Below are 14,406 nucleotides of genomic sequence, written 5' to 3'. Positions count from 1 at the left end.
TGACCGCCGTTTTGATTTCCGGCCCCGATAGCAATCTGGGAGACTCTAGCAGGAATTAAATATGGCAACTTACAAGTACTTCACCTGGCCGTTTCTGTTCACGGCGGTTGGGCTGGCGCTCGGTGCGTGGATAGGGTTCGTCTATTCGGGCACGGTCGAAGGCACATTATCAGTCCTCTTCATCTGTGCGGTGCTGGGCATTCTTGAAATTTCGCTGTCCTTCGACAATGCGATTGTGAACGCCAGGATTCTCCGGGACATGACGCCGGTCTGGCAGCGACGGTTTCTGACCTGGGGCATCATCATCGCCGTGTTCGGCATGCGGATCATCTTCCCGCTGGCGATTGTCGCGATCGCCGCGTGGATCGATCCGATTTCGGCGCTGAAGCTGGCCATTTCAAATCCGGAGCAATATGCGCGGATCATGCAGGACGCCCATGTCGGCATTTCCGCCTTTGGCGGTACGTTTCTCCTGATGGTCGGCCTCAAGTTCTTCTTCGATCATGAGAAAGACGTGCACTGGATTCGCGTCGTTGAAAGCCGCGCGTCCCGCTTTGCTTCGGTGCAGGGCATCGAGGTCGGCGTGGTCCTGGCATTGATCATCTTCTTTTCCAGGCAGCTCGAGGGTGCGGAGTCGGTGACGTTCCTGACGTCGGCCATTTACGGCCTGCTGACCTTCCTCGTGGTGGAGGGGCTTGGCGCGATTCTCGATGCCTCGCAGGAACAGATGGACACGGTCCACAAGGGCGGGCTTGGCGCGTTCCTGTATCTGGAAGTGCTCGATGCGAGTTTTTCGTTCGACGGTGTCATCGGTGCGTTCGCGCTGTCGACCAATCTGTTTGTCATAGCGATCGGTCTGGGCATCGGTGCGTTCTACGTGCGCGCGCTGACCATCATGATGGTGGAGAAGGAAACGCTCGGCCAGTACCGCTATCTCGAGCACGGGGCATTCTACGCGATCCTTGTGCTTGCGGTGATCATGTATTGCCAGACCTTGTTTCATATTCCCGAAGTGATCACCGGTTTCATCGGCGCGGCACTGATCATCTTCTCGCTCTGGTCGTCGATCCGCTACCGGCGCCGGCATCCGGATGAGGCGGAACACGCCTGATCCGCTTCAATGTCCCGACAAAAAGCCATCCGGGTTCCGGATGGCTTTTTTGCAGGTGAAATGAAGGGGTTTAGAGCCTGGCAGCGAGGGCTGCGAGCTGGTCGGTGCACAGACCCCAGCCTGCATGAAAGCCCATTTTTTCGTGGGCTTCCCGGTCGGCCACCGTCCAGTGCCGGACAAGCGCGGTGTATTTCGTCTTGCCGCCGCCGGCATCTTCCAGCGTGATGATGCCGGTCATGAACGGTTTCTCCGACGGCTTCCAGTCGCTGGTATAGGCATCGGTGAAGACGAGCCGTTCGTTTTCCACGACTTCGAGATAGACGCCTTGATTGGGAAACTCGGTGCCATCTGGTCCGCGCATGACGATGACGCTGGTGCCCCCGGCGCGCACGTCAAGCTCGGCGTGCGGTGTGGTGTAGGGCAGCGGCGCGAACCACTGCTTGAGAAGATCGACCTCGGTCCAGGCCCGGAATATGTTTGCGCGGGGTGCATCAATGATGCGGGTGATAACGAGGTCGCGGTCGGTAATTTCGCTGGTGGATTTCATGATGGTCTCCTGCGTGAATGGTTTCGATGCAAGGACGAATGGCAATCGGCGAGACCGACACGGTATCGGAATTTTTCCTATTTTTCCGTGATCAGTTCTGGCTGAGGCGGTCGAGATGCATGCGGATATGGGCGGCTTCCGCCGGTGTATTGGCAAGGGCTATCGCGCGGTCGAAGGCAATGCGTGCCTCCCGGCTGCGGCCAAGCTGCATCAGCAGCCCGCCCTTGACGCCGAAGAAGTGAAAATAGCCGGAAAGCCTGTCTTCCAGCGGCTCGATCAGCAGCAGCGCCGCCTCGGCACCATGCACCTTGGCCACCGCTATGGAGCGATTCAGCGTGACAACGGGTGAGGGGCTTATCCGTTCGAGCGCGGCATAGAGCTGATCGATTTCCAGCCAGTCCGTATCCTGCGGCTGCCGGGCCCGCGCATGCAGGGCGGCAATGGCCGCCTGCACCTGATAGGCGCCCGGCTGCCGGTGGCGCATGGCCTTGTCGATCAGGGCAAGACCTTCGGCGATCATCGTCAGGTTCCACAGGCCGCGGTCCTGATCGTCCAGCAGAACGACCGCGCCTTCCGCGTCGAATCGGGCTTTGGCACGGGCATGCTGCAGCAGCAGAAGGGCGGTCAGCCCCATGATTTCCGGTTCCGCGGGGAAAATGCGCAGGAGCAGGCGCGCCAGCCGGATCGCCTCGTCGCAGAGCGGAAACCGCGCCGCCACCTCAGTGCTGCCTGCTGAATAGCCCTCGTTGAAGATCAGGTAGATCATTGCACTCACGGCTGAAAGCCGTTCTGCCCGCTCGAAGGCATCGGGTGTGTCGAACGGGATTTCGCCGGAGGAAATCCGCCCCTTGGCTCGGGTGATGCGCTGCTCCATGGCGCTTTCGCCGACAAGAAACGCCCGGGCGATCTGGCGGACCGAAAGTCCCGACACGATGCGCAGTGCCAGCGCAATCTGCTGCGTGGCCGGAAGATCGGGATGACAGCAGATGAACAGCAGCCGGAGGATATCGTCGCGGTAGTCGGCGCTGTCGATCTTCTCGGCGATGGCCGATTCGGCATCTCCGAGGTCGGACAGCAGGTCTTCGGGCGGCAGCGGCTGCTGCTTGGCCTGACGCCGTACGGTATCGATGGCGCTGTTGCGGCCGACAAAGATCAGCCACGCCGTGGGGTCACGCGGCGGGCCGTTCTTCGGCCAGTTTTTCAGCGCGCGCAGACAGGCCTCCTGGAAGGCTTCTTCCGCCGTGTCGAGATTGCGGAAATAGCGCAACAGGGCACCCACCGCCTGCGGGCGCGCGGCTGTCAGCGCGGCATCGATCCAGGCCGGGTCGGTCATTGGGAACCCGATCCGGGTCTGAACAGGGCGATCGGGCGTATCTCGTAGGACCCCTGTCCGGGATTGGCCTGCGCCAGATCGCGGGCGATATCGAGTGCCTCGTCGAGCGATTCGCAGTCAACCACGTAGAATCCGAGAAACTGTTCCTTGGTCTCGGCAAAGGGGCCGTCGATGACGAGGGGCTCGCCGCGGGATTTGCGCAGCGTTGTCGCAGCGGTCGTGGGCAGCAGCCGGGCGACAGGCCCCAGCTTGCCTGATTTGGCGAGCTTGTCCTGCACGACACCAAGCCGTTCCATGACAAGGTCGTCTTCCTCCTTGGACCACGAACCGACCACGTCCTCCATGTTGTAGCAAAGTATGGCGTAAAGCATCCCGTTACTCCTTCTTCCTCAAGACGAACCACTATCGCTGATCCCGACATGAGGTCGAGAAAAATTGCAAGCCTGCCTCGGCTCGCCTTGCGGAGTGAAATTCGTTGGCAACCAGCGGTTGACGCTGGAAACGAAACTGCTCTCTAATGCCTGGCAGGCGAACATGCACAGCCAGCCGGCGGTTAAAGAATCAAGTGACGGGGTAATGAATGGGACACAGTATGCGCAATGCGGCCATGTACGGGATCGGCATTGTTTTCCTCGCTCTGGCCTGGGCAAAAAACAAGCTGCAGGGCTATACGACGCCCAACAAGGTCGACCGCTCCGACACCGATGGCCGCATCGACTATGTCTACGACACAGTCGCCTCGTGGAAGCGGTATCTGCCCGCCGGCTTCGATCTGGAGGGCAAGGACGTCCTTGAGCTGTGTCCGGGGTCGTCGCTCGGCACCGGCGCCATCCTGCTCGGCTATGGCGCCAAGTCCTATCGTGCCGTTGACGTGTTCGAACTCGCGGGCTCGGAGCCAGCCGCCTATTTTGCCAGACTTTTCGACCGGTTTCCGGAGCGCGAAGCCTATGCTCCCAGTATCGACCGGGCGAAACAACTGACCGAAGGCCCCGATTCCGACCTGTTCAGCTATCGCGTCGGCCGGGATTTCGACATTCCACGGCTGGCGGACAACAGAAAGTTCGACCTGATCCTGAGCTGTGCTGCATTCGAACACTATGACGACATCGAAGCGACGATTGCCAATATCTCCAAGGTTGCCCGCAGCGGCTGCATCGCCGAGCACATCGTCGATTATCAGACACACTCCCGCTGGATCCGCGAGCAGGATCCGAACAATATCTATCGATACTCGGAAGGTCTTTACCGGCTGTTTTCCTTTCCCGGACAGCCCAACAGGCGCCGCCCGCTGGACTATGTCAGGGCATTCGAAGCCAATGGCTGGAAAAATGTCCGCGTCATCAATGCCCGCGCAATCCCGCGGGAGCATCTGGCCCGTTCCGTTTCGGGAATGGCGCCGCCTTTCGACCGGCCTGATATGCAGATGGACATGCTGTCCGGCGTGGTCATTGCGGAATGGCCGTGAACGGAAATCCCGACACGCCGCGACTTATTTGGGTGCCGGTGACCGCAGCTGCTTGACGGTGGCGCGCACCACATAGCGCGCACGGCCCAGCGTGTTGCTGCGCAACCGCCGCAATTTCCAGCGCATGCCAAGGTCGGTTTTGATCTTCTTCGCGTCGAAACTCATCTTCATTGCCGAAGCGTCCCGGGCTGTCTTGATGGGGTCGGTGTAAAATTCATGGATTTTTGCCTTGGACATGCCTGCACTTTTGAACCAGCGCGGAATATATGTGTTGCACAGCCGGTCCACGTCGGTGAGGGCTTTTTCAATCCCCGTGCCGGTGATCGGGCAGACGACGCAGAAGGCGTCCCCGATGAGAACAACCCCATCCTGTTCGTGATTGTGCACCTGTACCAGGTCAATGGGGCGGGCAATGACCGGACCGGCAATGGTAATTTCGCCAAACACCTTTTCCAGACCCGGCATCACTGTGCGCAGACCCTGCGCGGGCTGATCCCGGAATGTGCGGGTCCATTCCTCCGACGATGTCCGATAAACGAAGAAGTTGGCGCGAATTTTATCGCCTATGGGAAAGAGCGTCAGGTAGGACACGCGGTCATTGAATTTTGCCCCGTTCCACACAAGGGATGGAAAGGGAAAATGCGATCGCGGCTGTACCAGATCGAAACCGCAGCACAGCGAATGCTGCGGGCTTATGATGTCCCGTTCGATCCCGAGCTTCTTGCGGATCGTATCGCCGAGCCCCGTGGCAACGATCAGGAGCCGTGCGGTGAATTTCCGGCCATCGGACAATGTCACGCGCTGCAGGTTTTCGCTGGTCGCAATGTCATCGACCCGGCCGACAATGGAACGCACGCCCGCAGGGATGGCACGGCGCACTGTATTGACCAGATCGGAATAATCGCCGCCATATTCGGGCGTCGTGGTTCGCTCGAACCGGCCGAATCGGTGGAGCCATACGCCGTCAAAAGCGGTCACCTCGGCACGCACGACATCGCCAAGACCGATGCGCTCGAACAGCTCCATCTGGGTTTGCGCGACTTTCTCGGCGCGAAAGTCCGGCGGATGACGCTCGTGACTGCTGATCAGGGTCACATCGTAGCCCTGACGGAACAGCGCGGTGGCGGCACTGGCTCCCGCCAGCCCGCCTCCGATGATCACCACGTCGGTCTGGATGGGCTGTGCCTCCGTCCCTTGAATTGCCAATTCCGGTTCAACCATGCATGCTCCGCAGACCTGTAGACAGCTCGATCAATCAATGTGAAGCCGGATAATACAGCGTAAATAAGATGTATGTTAAACAATCGATTATGCTGGTTGTGGATAGAGTGTTCACGTATGCGTCTGTCGTGAAGGGGTGAATGTTTGTGATTCCAGAATATGATATCCGGGTTTACAGCCATCCCGATCAGCTCTCGCCCCAATGGCCGGCGGCCGGTACGGCCACGGATGCAAGGCAGTATATTTTCCAGACGACCACATTCCTGCAGACGTGGCTGGCATCCTATGGCACCCGGCCGGGCAATCGGCTTTGTCTGGTCGAGGTCTGGGATCTCTCCGGAAATCCGCTGTGCTTTCTGCCGTTCAGCCTCTCGTCCCGGCATGGCGGGCGCGTCCTCACCTTCGTCGATGATGGCGTGGCGGATTACAACGCGCCGATCCTGTTTCCCAACGGCGATGAATGGACGCGGACATCCGCCGAACAGCTGTGGAACAGGATTGCGAAAGCCTTGCCGCCGTTCGACATGGCGATCTTCGACAAAATGCCGGAGCAAATCCGCGACCGCACGAATCCGCTGTTCCTGCTGGCTGAAGACTTGAACGGCGAGTCGTGCCACCTGACAAATCTCAAGCGCAGCTGGCCGGAGGTCGATCAGTCGCAGCCGGGGTCGAAGAACCTGCGGAACCGGCATCGGGCGCTGGAGCGGCTGGGCGAATGCCGGCTGCTGATTGCCGGGACGCCGGAAGAACGCGCCTTTGTTCTGGAGACGCTGCTTGCCCAGAAACAGCGCCGGTTTGAAGAAACGCAGGTGCCGGGTTTCGACAAGGAGCCGGAGAAGCAGAGCTTTTTCACACTGGGAACCGACAATTTTGCCGCGGCAAATGCGCTGCACCTGTCGGCGCTTGTCGTGAACGGCCAGGTTATCGCGGCGATGTGGGCGCTGGTCGAAGGCAGGCACTATTACGGGCTGGTGTTCACGTTTGAATCCGGCGAATGGTCCAAATATTCTCCGGGGCGGGTGCTGCACTATCTGCTGCTGCGCCATTTGCTCGATAGCGGCTATGATTGCCTGGATCTCGGCATCGGCGACGAGCCATGGAAGCTGAACTGCTGCGACGTCACCATCGACCTGAAGAAGATGACGCTTGTCCGCACGGCGCGGGGACGGGTCATTGCTACGCGGTTGCGGGTGATGGAGAGGCTGCGTGCGACGCCCTTGTGGCAGAAACTCAGGCCGCTCAAGTGGAAAGTCTTACGCGCGTTGCGCTAATGCCATAAGAGATACGATAGTGAATACGCCATTGCGGGATGGCGGTGCAGTGTAGCGGTTTCCAGACTGGGGCAGGACTTGATTGATGACCGTTTCGATTATCATGAAAACGCTGAACGAAGAAAAGCGCATCGCAGCGGCGATTGAAAGCGCGCTGGAGGCCTTGCCGGGCGGCACGGTCGAAGTCATCGTAGCCGATAGCGGGTCCACCGACCGGACGGTCGAAATCGCCATGCGCTATCCGGTGACCGTGGCGCAGATCGTCAATCCGGCCAAGCCCAGCTGTGGCATCGGCCCGCAATTGGGCTTCCAGTACAGTCATCACGATCTTGTCTGCCTCATGGATGGCGACATGCTGCTCGACAAGGATTTCCTCGCTGCGGCCATTGCGTTTCTCGAGGCCAATCCCCGGGTTGCCGGGGTGACGGGACATGTGGTGGAAATGAACGTCGACAATCTCGAATTCACCCGCCGGGTGCGCCGGGTGTCGCCGGAAAACCGGACGGGATCGATCGACCGCATGAATGGCGGCGGCCTTTACCGCCGCGCCGCCATCGCTGAGGCCGGCTATTTCTCCGACCGCAATCTGCACGGCTATGAGGAATTCGACCTGGGTGTGCGCCTGCGGTCGCTCGGATGGGAACTGCACCGGCTTGACCGCCGTTTCGTCGCGCATTTCGGCCACTCCATCAATGCCTACACGCTGCTGGTGCGGCGCTGGCGGTCGAAATATCTGCGGGGCGTCGGCGAATTGCTGCGTGCCGCGCTTGGCCGCCCGCATTGGAACAAGCTGGTGCACGAACTGCCGGAACTTCGCCTGTGGGCCGGCGTCTATCTGTGGTGGCTGGCGATGATCGGGCTTCTGGTTTTCCTGCCCGACAAGAAGACGGCCCTATTGATCGATGCTGCTTTGATCGTTCTCGTCGTTGCCGCGATGAGCCTGAAACAGCGCAGCCTGTCGCTGGGCGTCTATGCCGTTGTTGCCTGGTGTTTCCATGCCGCCGCCCTGCCGCTCGGCTTTTTCCATCCCCGCCGCCAGCCGGATGACTGGATCGAGAGTAAGGTCGTCTCCAAGGACCACTAGGCTGCCCTCAAAGACACAGGATTGCACCACATCATGTCCACGACGAGATTGGCCGCCTTCGCTCTCGGTTTCCTGCTCGTCGCGGGCGCGGCGAGGGCGGGCGATGTCTGGTCGCCGGTCCGGGAGGTGTCGCTCGAGCTGCAAAGCGGCAGTCCTCTCGATTTTTCCACGCTGCTGCCCAATCCGCCGATCAGCGAGCAGAGCCGGATCGTCATCAATGGAGACGGCCGGCTGGCCCGTGCGGATGCGGAGACGAGCCCCGTGCGGTTCCTGTGCGCATCGCTGGGCTGGAGCCCGGCCTCAGGTGGCTTTCCCGACCATGACGGGGCTGACCGCTATGCCCGCCAACTGAAAATGCATGGCTACAACATCGCGCGCTTTCATTTTGTCGATGCGGCGCTGATGTTCGGCCGTGCCGCCGATTTCGATTTCGATCCGGAAACCATGGACCGTTTCCGCTATCTGATGGCGGCGTTGAAGCGCAACGGCATTTACTGGATGATGGACGGTCTGAGTTCCACCCGCGGCGCCTATGGCGGATATGACGATCGCTGGAATCTTACCGGCGACATGAAGCTCGAGGTGCAGATCGATGAAAAGACTTTTCAGCACTGGCTGAAATTCCAGCAGCTGGTGCTGGCAACGGTCAATCCCTATACGGGAATCGCGCCGATCCGCGATCCGGCTCTGGTGGCGATCATCCCGTTCAACGAAAACAGCATCGAGTTTGACAGCATCCTGCATCAGCGCGATGGCCAGCCGCAATATTCACGGCTTCTACAACCTCCATTCAATGCCTGGTTGCAAAAACGGTATGCCTCGACGGCAGCGCTTTCCCGTGCATGGGGCGCGGTCGAGGCTGGCGAGCGGCTGGAGGACGCAACGGTCGGCCTGCCGGCCAATCGTTATGAAAAGACGCCGCGCATGCGCGACCTGCAGGCCTTCTTCGTCGATGTGGAAACGCGTTCCGCCGAACGGATGACGGCAGCGCTGCGCGATCTCGGCTACCGGGGCGTGGTGGCGCCCTACAACAACTGGCCGAGTGTCCAGACAAGCCTGACACGGGCAGGGCAGCAGGCGGTGTCGATGAACACCTATCAGGATTGGGTCGGGGGCTACGAGCCGGGCAGTTCGCTCGGTCAGAAGAGCTCGATCGCCGACGGGGCGGCTTACATGCGGATGATGGCGGCGGCGCGTTGGTTGAACCGCCCCTTTATCGTCACGGAATATGATCACCTCTTCTGGAGCCATTATCGTTACGAGGCGGGCATTGTCATGCCCGCCTACGCGGCATTGCAGAATTGGGATGTGCTGTGCCGCCATGGGCATGGGCCCATCGTGCTGGCCTATGGCGAGGATTTTGCCCATAAACGCCAGATGCTGCCCTATGCCATTGCGCTCGATCCGGTTGCGCGTGCGGGCGAAACGCTGGCGGCCCTGCTGTTCAGGCGCGGCGATGTGCAGGGCTCGCCGGTTTCCATCCCCTTCCGCATCCGGGGAATGGAGGATTTGACGCAGAACATGTATGAGCGGGAACCCGACGCATTGACGACGCTCGCCCTGCTTGCGGCAATCGGGTTGCAGAAGGATGCGCCATCGGCACCAGCCCACGGTCTGGTAGCGGCATCGCCCCGCGACCCCGCGTCGGGTAGCAAACTCATCGCTGCCATGCGCGACAGCAGGCTGCTTGCGCCCGAAAACAGCACGGATGCCGGCAAGGGTATCTTTGAGAGCGACACGAATGAGATCAGCCTGGACCAGAACAAGCTGCGCATGACAGTGAAAACCGGGCGAACCGAAGCCATTGCCTTCGCCGACCTTGCCGATACGGTCACGCTCGCCAACCTGACCGTCGGCAATGCCACGGGCAAGGGCCTGTTTGCCGTTTCAGCGCTGGATGACCGGCCGGTTGGCAGCAGCCGCCGCCTGCTGGTCATCTACGCGACCGATGCCCAGAACACCGCCATGCGCTTTTCGGATGGAGAAGAACGGATCATCGCCGATTTCGGCCGCCTGCCCGCCCGCGTCAAGGTGGGAAGCGTCGATTTCTCCCTGCCCGGGAAAGGACGCTGGACCGTCTCGCCGGTGGGGCTGGATGGCCGGGTGCGGCCTGCGATTGCCCGGGGAAGCGGCGCGGTCGCAACGCGGCTTTCCAACGACGGACCGGAGGGACCCACCACCTATTTCCTTATTGAACGGCAAGAGTTCTAGAAGAAGTCCGATACGAGCCGGCTCCACGATTCACCGGCCAGTCCGCCAATATACATGTCATTGCGGTCGATGGCGTTGAGGACGCCGGCATGACGCGTGCTGACGCAGGTATGGGCGCGATGCTTGTAATACATTGCCCTTTGCCGGGACAATGCGTCGAGTTGCCGGGGCTGCACATGGCCGCGGGCCGCCACAAGCCCGGCCTGTTCCAGATGATACATCATCCGGTTGATCACGAGCGCATCCTTGCCCTTCTGGGAAAATATGTTCATCACCTGGGCAATCATTCCGGGGCGTCCGAAATAGACAAAACAGCCGATCAGCTCGGCATTCTGATCCCAGACCGAGCGGATGTTGAGATCTCCGAGGCTTGCATTCAGTCTGGCGACATCCAGAATCCAGTTCAGCTCCGGCCCCGACCAGACAGGACGGACCGGATAGTCGGAGAGAAAGTCCTGGACGGTTGCCACAAACAGCTCCGGCGCCATGTCTTCGTCATGCATTCCCGCGCCCGGCTCGACATGCAGCCCCGGTATCATCCGTCTGATGATATGGTCGACCGGCCGTGCTATCGGCAGCCGGGCGGCATGGCGGCCAAGGGTTGACCGGCTGGCCGCCGACCGGGCAAAAAAACCGGCCGGCTGGAAAACCCGGCACCAGTCCAGCCCGTGGACCGGCAACAGGGCGGCGCGTGCCGCCTTGAACGCCCCGGCGCTGGCGGGGGAGGCGCTGTCGGTGAAACAAAGATCCTGATTGCGCGGCCGCATGGTCAGCGCGAGCTCGGCCGCGCCATGGCAGGGCATGTCGGGGTCCGTCATGAAAGCGCAGAGAAGACGCGCCGTTATGATCCCGCCGTCGACCATGTATTGCATCGGCACGGCCGAAACGACGCTGCTGATGTGCCCTGCCGAAGTCTCGTGAACGATGCTGCCATATTGCTGCTGGTAGATCGGGCTGCCGAAAAACAGCTGTTGGAAATAATCGTTGAAGGCGTTGCTTGAATTGCTGGCCCGGTTGCGGAACGTTTTATAGAATAGGCGTCCGACCTGAGGAATATCGTCCACAGTCATCGGACGTATCTGTCTTCCCCGCTTCATCTCCATCCCCATGCAGACGTATATCCCGACTAAGAGTCTGCACTATCTCGATGTTCGAAGCATATAGTCAATGCAACCAGGGCGCGATTCTTCAATTCTGACGGCAAGATGTTCTACGTGGTAAACGATCTTTCCTGTGCAGCGACACGGCTGTTGCGCGCCAGACGAAGCAGGACCAGCCATGCGGCGATCATGATGGCGATCTCGATGACATATATCGAGACGAATGTTCCGAGCGGCGGCGCGACCCAGGTGGCCCAGGCAATCAGTCCCGCGCCAACCGCATTGGCGGTGTTGAGAATTGCCGCCCGGGGACCGTGATATCCCGCCGCCCCAAGCGCATCGATTGCCACCGACCAGATGGCAAGAAAGACCACCGTTCCGCTCAAAATCCGGCAGAACGAGACCAATGACACATATTCCCGGCCGAAGAGAATGGGCAGGAACGGGGCAATGATGAAGATGGCAAGGGCCGAGCCGACGCCGATCCCCAAGGCGGCCAGCAATATCTTCTTGGTCCGCCCGATCGCGTTGTGAATGCCATCGATGCTCAGGCGGGCAAGGCCCGGATAAACCAGCCGGTTCATGGCGTCGATGGAGAGATAGCTGCTGTCAACGATACGGCGCACGACACCGTAGCTGCCGACGACCTCGGGATTGGCCATGATGCCGAGCATGAGAAGATCGACATTCTGGCGGATGGCGCGGAAGATGAAGGGGGTTGCAAAGAGAATGCCGAGGCGGATTTCCTCGCGCACGATCCGGTATTGCGGCCGGCCCAGTTTGCGCAATGACCACATATAGACGATCAGGACCAGCACATGGGCTGTGAATTGCCATATGGCCCAGTCAACCAGGCTGGTCACGCCGAACACCAGACAGGCAAGCGCGGCGGCGGCCGTCCGGGCAAAGGCAAAGCCGACCACGGAGCGGTTGGCCGCGGGAAACTGCGAATGACCAATAAAGATCTGTTCGGTCAGCAGAATGATGCGGACCAGGATGATGTTGGTGATGAGGATCAGCAGGATCGCGATGACATTCTCGGTGGGATCGGGCGAAAGCTTCATCCAGAAGGGCAGAATGGCGATGCCGAGCAGCACCAGCACGACGCCGCTTGTCAGGGTCAGAATCAGGTTGTGCCCCATCATGACGGGGTACATGGCATGGTCGCGGGCGACGCGCCGCACCAGGCATTCAGAGGCGCCGAGGCCGCACAGATGCACGGCGATGCTGGTCACCGCCGTTACGGAAACGAAGACGCCGAATTCGACGGCGCCAAAGGAGCGGGCAAGAATGGCGAACGTCACCAGCTGTGCCGCATTGGCGATCAGCAGGCTGCCGCTCGACGCCGCATAGGACATGATCATCGGCAGGAGCCGCGGCAGTCCAGCGATGATTTCCGCAGCACTCAACTTCTTCATGTTCTACGACCTGGGCGGAGGGCTGGCATTTTCATCTTTATTGTTCAGCAGGCCAAAGGGAGATAGCCATTTATTAACCAAAATTTGCAATCTATCGTTTAGATATACATTACCGTTAAACCGTTACGGTTTGATTGATGCTTACAGAGTATTGTTGAATGTACAAACTGCGTGACGCGACGGGTAAACTGCAGCCGGCAGCTCCTATCAAGGGACCTGTCGTCGAGCCTCCTGTGCGTGACGAGCGGAAACCGGCCCCGGCCGCTGCCTTTTCCCTGCCGCACATCGATGTGAGTTCGCTGATTTCCTGGCTGCTTGCCCGCTGGTATTGGGTTTTGATCGGGGCCGTCGTTGGCGCCTTGATCGGCATCGGTTACGGGATGGGCGCGAAGCCGCGTTATACCGTCTATACGGACCTGCTCGTGCCGCCGGCCAATCTTCAGGTCCTGCCGAACGACATCTATGTGCAGAACCAGCAGGGCGACACGCAGCTGCTCGACGTTGAAAGCAAAATGCTGGTGCTGACCTCCGGCAATGTGTTGCGGCGCGTCGTCAACGAGCTTGGCCTTGCCAGCGATCCGGAGTTTGTCGGCACGGATGGTCCGGGCTTCAGTCTCGGTTCATTGTTCGGCAGCAAGCCGGCGGTCGCCGACAAAACGCTGGCAGCCATGCGCAGCCTGTCCGAGAGAATAACCGCACGCCGCCAGGAACGCTCCTACATGGTGACCATCGCGGCCTGGGCCAACAATCCCGATACGGCGGTGCGCATTGCCAATGCACTGGCCAAGGCCTTCCAGGAGGAAGTCGCCCAGGCGGAGGCCGACGGTGCCGGACGCGCGGCCTCAGCCCTGACCGACCGCCTGGCGGAGCTGAAGCAGGGCGCTTCCGATGCGGAGGCCAAGGTGGCTGAATTCAAGCGCGATCATGGTCTCCAGACCAGCGCCGGGGAGCTGATCAGTTCGCAGTCCATGGCGCAGATCAACGTGAAGCTGGTGGATGCCAATGCCCGGCTGGTCGAAGCACAGTCGCGCTACAACGAGCTGACAGCCTCGACACCCAATCAGACGAGCCCGTCGGCGACATTGCAGTCGCCCACGCTCGCCAGCCTGCGCGCCCAATATGCGACGGTCAAGCAGACGGTCGATTCCATGTCGATCACCTACGGGCCGCGTTATCCCGGACTGATCCGCGCCCGGTCGCAGCTCGGCGGCCTGGAACAGCAGATATCGCAGGAAACCGGGCGCATCCTGCGGGCGGCGCAGGTCGATCTGGACCAGGCGAAATCCGTGGTCGATGCGCTCAAGCAGCAGGCGGCAAGCGCGCGCTCCTCCGTTTCCATGGACAATGATGCACAGGTGCGGCTGAACGATCTGGAACGCGACATGGCGACGAAAATCGCCATCTACCAGACTTTCCTGACGCGCGCCGGTGAAACGACGGAGCGCCAGCAGCTCAACAGCACCAATATCCGGGTGATCTCGTCCGCCATACCGCCCCTGCGCCGCAGCTGGCCGCCGCGCACGGCGTTGCTTGCCGCCGGCGGAACATTTGCCGGATTGGGCCTGGGCGCCTGCCTTGCCATCGCCACCGGCCTGCTTGGGGTCATGCGCGCCGAGCGCAAGGCGAAGAACAGTTAAGCAGGATA

Annotated in this window: 12 protein-coding genes; 6 read left to right on the top strand and 6 right to left on the bottom strand. The window is 60.5% G+C overall.

Annotated elements, in window-relative coordinates; genetic code table 11:
• Positions 1-61 precede the first annotated feature (61 nt).
• Complete coding sequence (locus ACZ5FP_RS00590) at positions 62-1,111, top strand: DUF475 domain-containing protein (protein ID WP_464661570.1); 1,050 nt, start codon at positions 62-64, stop codon at positions 1,109-1,111.
• Positions 1,112-1,181: 70 nt separating this feature from the next.
• Here the strand turns inward: ACZ5FP_RS00590 and ACZ5FP_RS00585 are convergent, their stop codons facing one another.
• The 3 genes from ACZ5FP_RS00585 to ACZ5FP_RS00575 form a co-directional block, all read right to left on the bottom strand.
• Positions 1,182-1,658 carry an SRPBCC family protein gene (locus ACZ5FP_RS00585; RefSeq protein ID WP_464661569.1) on the bottom strand — a complete coding sequence of 159 codons (477 nt, stop codon included), beginning with the start codon at positions 1,656-1,658 and terminating at the stop codon, positions 1,182-1,184.
• A gap of 91 nt (positions 1,659-1,749) precedes the next feature.
• Entirely contained in the window at positions 1,750-2,991 is a 1,242-nt protein-coding gene (locus tag ACZ5FP_RS00580) for an RNA polymerase sigma factor (RefSeq protein ID WP_464661568.1), read from the bottom strand.
• On the bottom strand, positions 2,988-3,362 hold the full coding sequence (locus ACZ5FP_RS00575) for a YciI family protein (protein WP_223613625.1): 375 nt from the start codon (positions 3,360-3,362) through the stop codon (positions 2,988-2,990). The genes ACZ5FP_RS00580 and ACZ5FP_RS00575 overlap by 4 nt, the downstream gene beginning before the upstream one ends.
• A 209-nt stretch (positions 3,363-3,571) precedes the next feature.
• Here ACZ5FP_RS00575 and ACZ5FP_RS00570 point away from each other — a divergent pair, with 209 nt between their 5' ends.
• Positions 3,572-4,456, top strand: a complete 885-nt coding sequence (locus ACZ5FP_RS00570; RefSeq protein ID WP_464661567.1) for a methyltransferase domain-containing protein — start codon at positions 3,572-3,574, stop codon at positions 4,454-4,456.
• Between the two features lie 24 nt (positions 4,457-4,480).
• Here ACZ5FP_RS00570 and ACZ5FP_RS00565 read toward each other — a convergent pair whose 3' ends face one another.
• The gene (locus ACZ5FP_RS00565; protein WP_464661566.1) at positions 4,481-5,677 is read right to left on the bottom strand and encodes an FAD-dependent oxidoreductase; all 1,197 of its coding nucleotides are present in this window, start codon (positions 5,675-5,677) and stop codon (positions 4,481-4,483) included.
• Positions 5,678-5,817: 140 nt separating this feature from the next.
• Here ACZ5FP_RS00565 and ACZ5FP_RS00560 point away from each other — a divergent pair, with 140 nt between their 5' ends.
• The 3 genes from ACZ5FP_RS00560 (at position 5,818) to ACZ5FP_RS00550 (ending at position 10,243) form a co-directional block, all read left to right on the top strand.
• A complete protein-coding gene (locus tag ACZ5FP_RS00560; protein ID WP_464661565.1) occupies positions 5,818-6,948 on the top strand; it encodes a GNAT family N-acetyltransferase in 1,131 nt (376 codons plus the stop codon).
• Positions 6,949-7,033: 85 nt separating this feature from the next.
• On the top strand, positions 7,034-8,032 hold the full coding sequence (locus ACZ5FP_RS00555; RefSeq protein WP_464661564.1) for a glycosyltransferase family 2 protein: 999 nt from the start codon (positions 7,034-7,036) through the stop codon (positions 8,030-8,032).
• Between the two features lie 33 nt (positions 8,033-8,065).
• Positions 8,066-10,243: a glycoside hydrolase gene (locus tag ACZ5FP_RS00550; RefSeq protein ID WP_464661563.1), complete on the top strand. Its 2,178-nt coding sequence runs from the start codon at positions 8,066-8,068 to the stop codon at positions 10,241-10,243.
• On the opposite strand, the gene ACZ5FP_RS00545 is transcribed toward ACZ5FP_RS00550, so the two are convergent.
• Together ACZ5FP_RS00545 and ACZ5FP_RS00540 are read right to left on the bottom strand one after the other, a co-directional pair.
• A complete protein-coding gene (locus tag ACZ5FP_RS00545) occupies positions 10,240-11,313 on the bottom strand; it encodes a GNAT family N-acetyltransferase (RefSeq protein ID WP_464661562.1) in 1,074 nt (357 codons plus the stop codon). The genes ACZ5FP_RS00550 and ACZ5FP_RS00545 overlap by 4 nt on opposite strands.
• 140 nt (positions 11,314-11,453) lie before the next feature.
• Positions 11,454-12,761: a lipopolysaccharide biosynthesis protein gene (locus tag ACZ5FP_RS00540; protein ID WP_464661561.1), complete on the bottom strand. Its 1,308-nt coding sequence runs from the start codon at positions 12,759-12,761 to the stop codon at positions 11,454-11,456.
• A 158-nt stretch (positions 12,762-12,919) separates the two neighbouring features.
• Here ACZ5FP_RS00540 and ACZ5FP_RS00535 point away from each other — a divergent pair, with 158 nt between their 5' ends.
• On the top strand, positions 12,920-14,398 hold the full coding sequence (locus ACZ5FP_RS00535; RefSeq protein WP_464661560.1) for a GumC family protein: 1,479 nt from the start codon (positions 12,920-12,922) through the stop codon (positions 14,396-14,398).
• Positions 14,399-14,406: the final 8 nt, after the last annotated feature.

Source organism: Phyllobacterium sp. T2-21, assembly GCF_055378485.1.
This window is presented reverse-complemented; position numbering and strand designations above follow the sequence as displayed.

Excerpts from the sequence above, each read along its gene's own strand:
- ACZ5FP_RS00555 (WP_464661564.1), top strand. The coding sequence starts at position 7,034 with ATGACCGTTTCGATTATCATGAAAACGCTGAACGAAGAAAAGCGCATC.
- ACZ5FP_RS00540 (WP_464661561.1), bottom strand. The coding sequence starts at position 12,761 with ATGAAGAAGTTGAGTGCTGCGGAAATCATCGCTGGACTGCCGCGGCTC.
- ACZ5FP_RS00535 (WP_464661560.1), top strand. The coding sequence starts at position 12,920 with ATGTACAAACTGCGTGACGCGACGGGTAAACTGCAGCCGGCAGCTCCT.
- ACZ5FP_RS00585 (WP_464661569.1), bottom strand. The coding sequence starts at position 1,658 with ATGAAATCCACCAGCGAAATTACCGACCGCGACCTCGTTATCACCCGC.
- ACZ5FP_RS00565 (WP_464661566.1), bottom strand. The coding sequence starts at position 5,677 with ATGGTTGAACCGGAATTGGCAATTCAAGGGACGGAGGCACAGCCCATC.
- ACZ5FP_RS00570 (WP_464661567.1), top strand. The coding sequence starts at position 3,572 with ATGGGACACAGTATGCGCAATGCGGCCATGTACGGGATCGGCATTGTT.
- ACZ5FP_RS00545 (WP_464661562.1), bottom strand. The coding sequence starts at position 11,313 with ATGACTGTGGACGATATTCCTCAGGTCGGACGCCTATTCTATAAAACG.
- ACZ5FP_RS00575 (WP_223613625.1), bottom strand. The coding sequence starts at position 3,362 with ATGCTTTACGCCATACTTTGCTACAACATGGAGGACGTGGTCGGTTCG.
- ACZ5FP_RS00550 (WP_464661563.1), top strand. The coding sequence starts at position 8,066 with ATGTCCACGACGAGATTGGCCGCCTTCGCTCTCGGTTTCCTGCTCGTC.
- ACZ5FP_RS00560 (WP_464661565.1), top strand. The coding sequence starts at position 5,818 with ATGTTTGTGATTCCAGAATATGATATCCGGGTTTACAGCCATCCCGAT.
- ACZ5FP_RS00590 (WP_464661570.1), top strand. The coding sequence starts at position 62 with ATGGCAACTTACAAGTACTTCACCTGGCCGTTTCTGTTCACGGCGGTT.
- ACZ5FP_RS00580 (WP_464661568.1), bottom strand. The coding sequence starts at position 2,991 with ATGACCGACCCGGCCTGGATCGATGCCGCGCTGACAGCCGCGCGCCCG.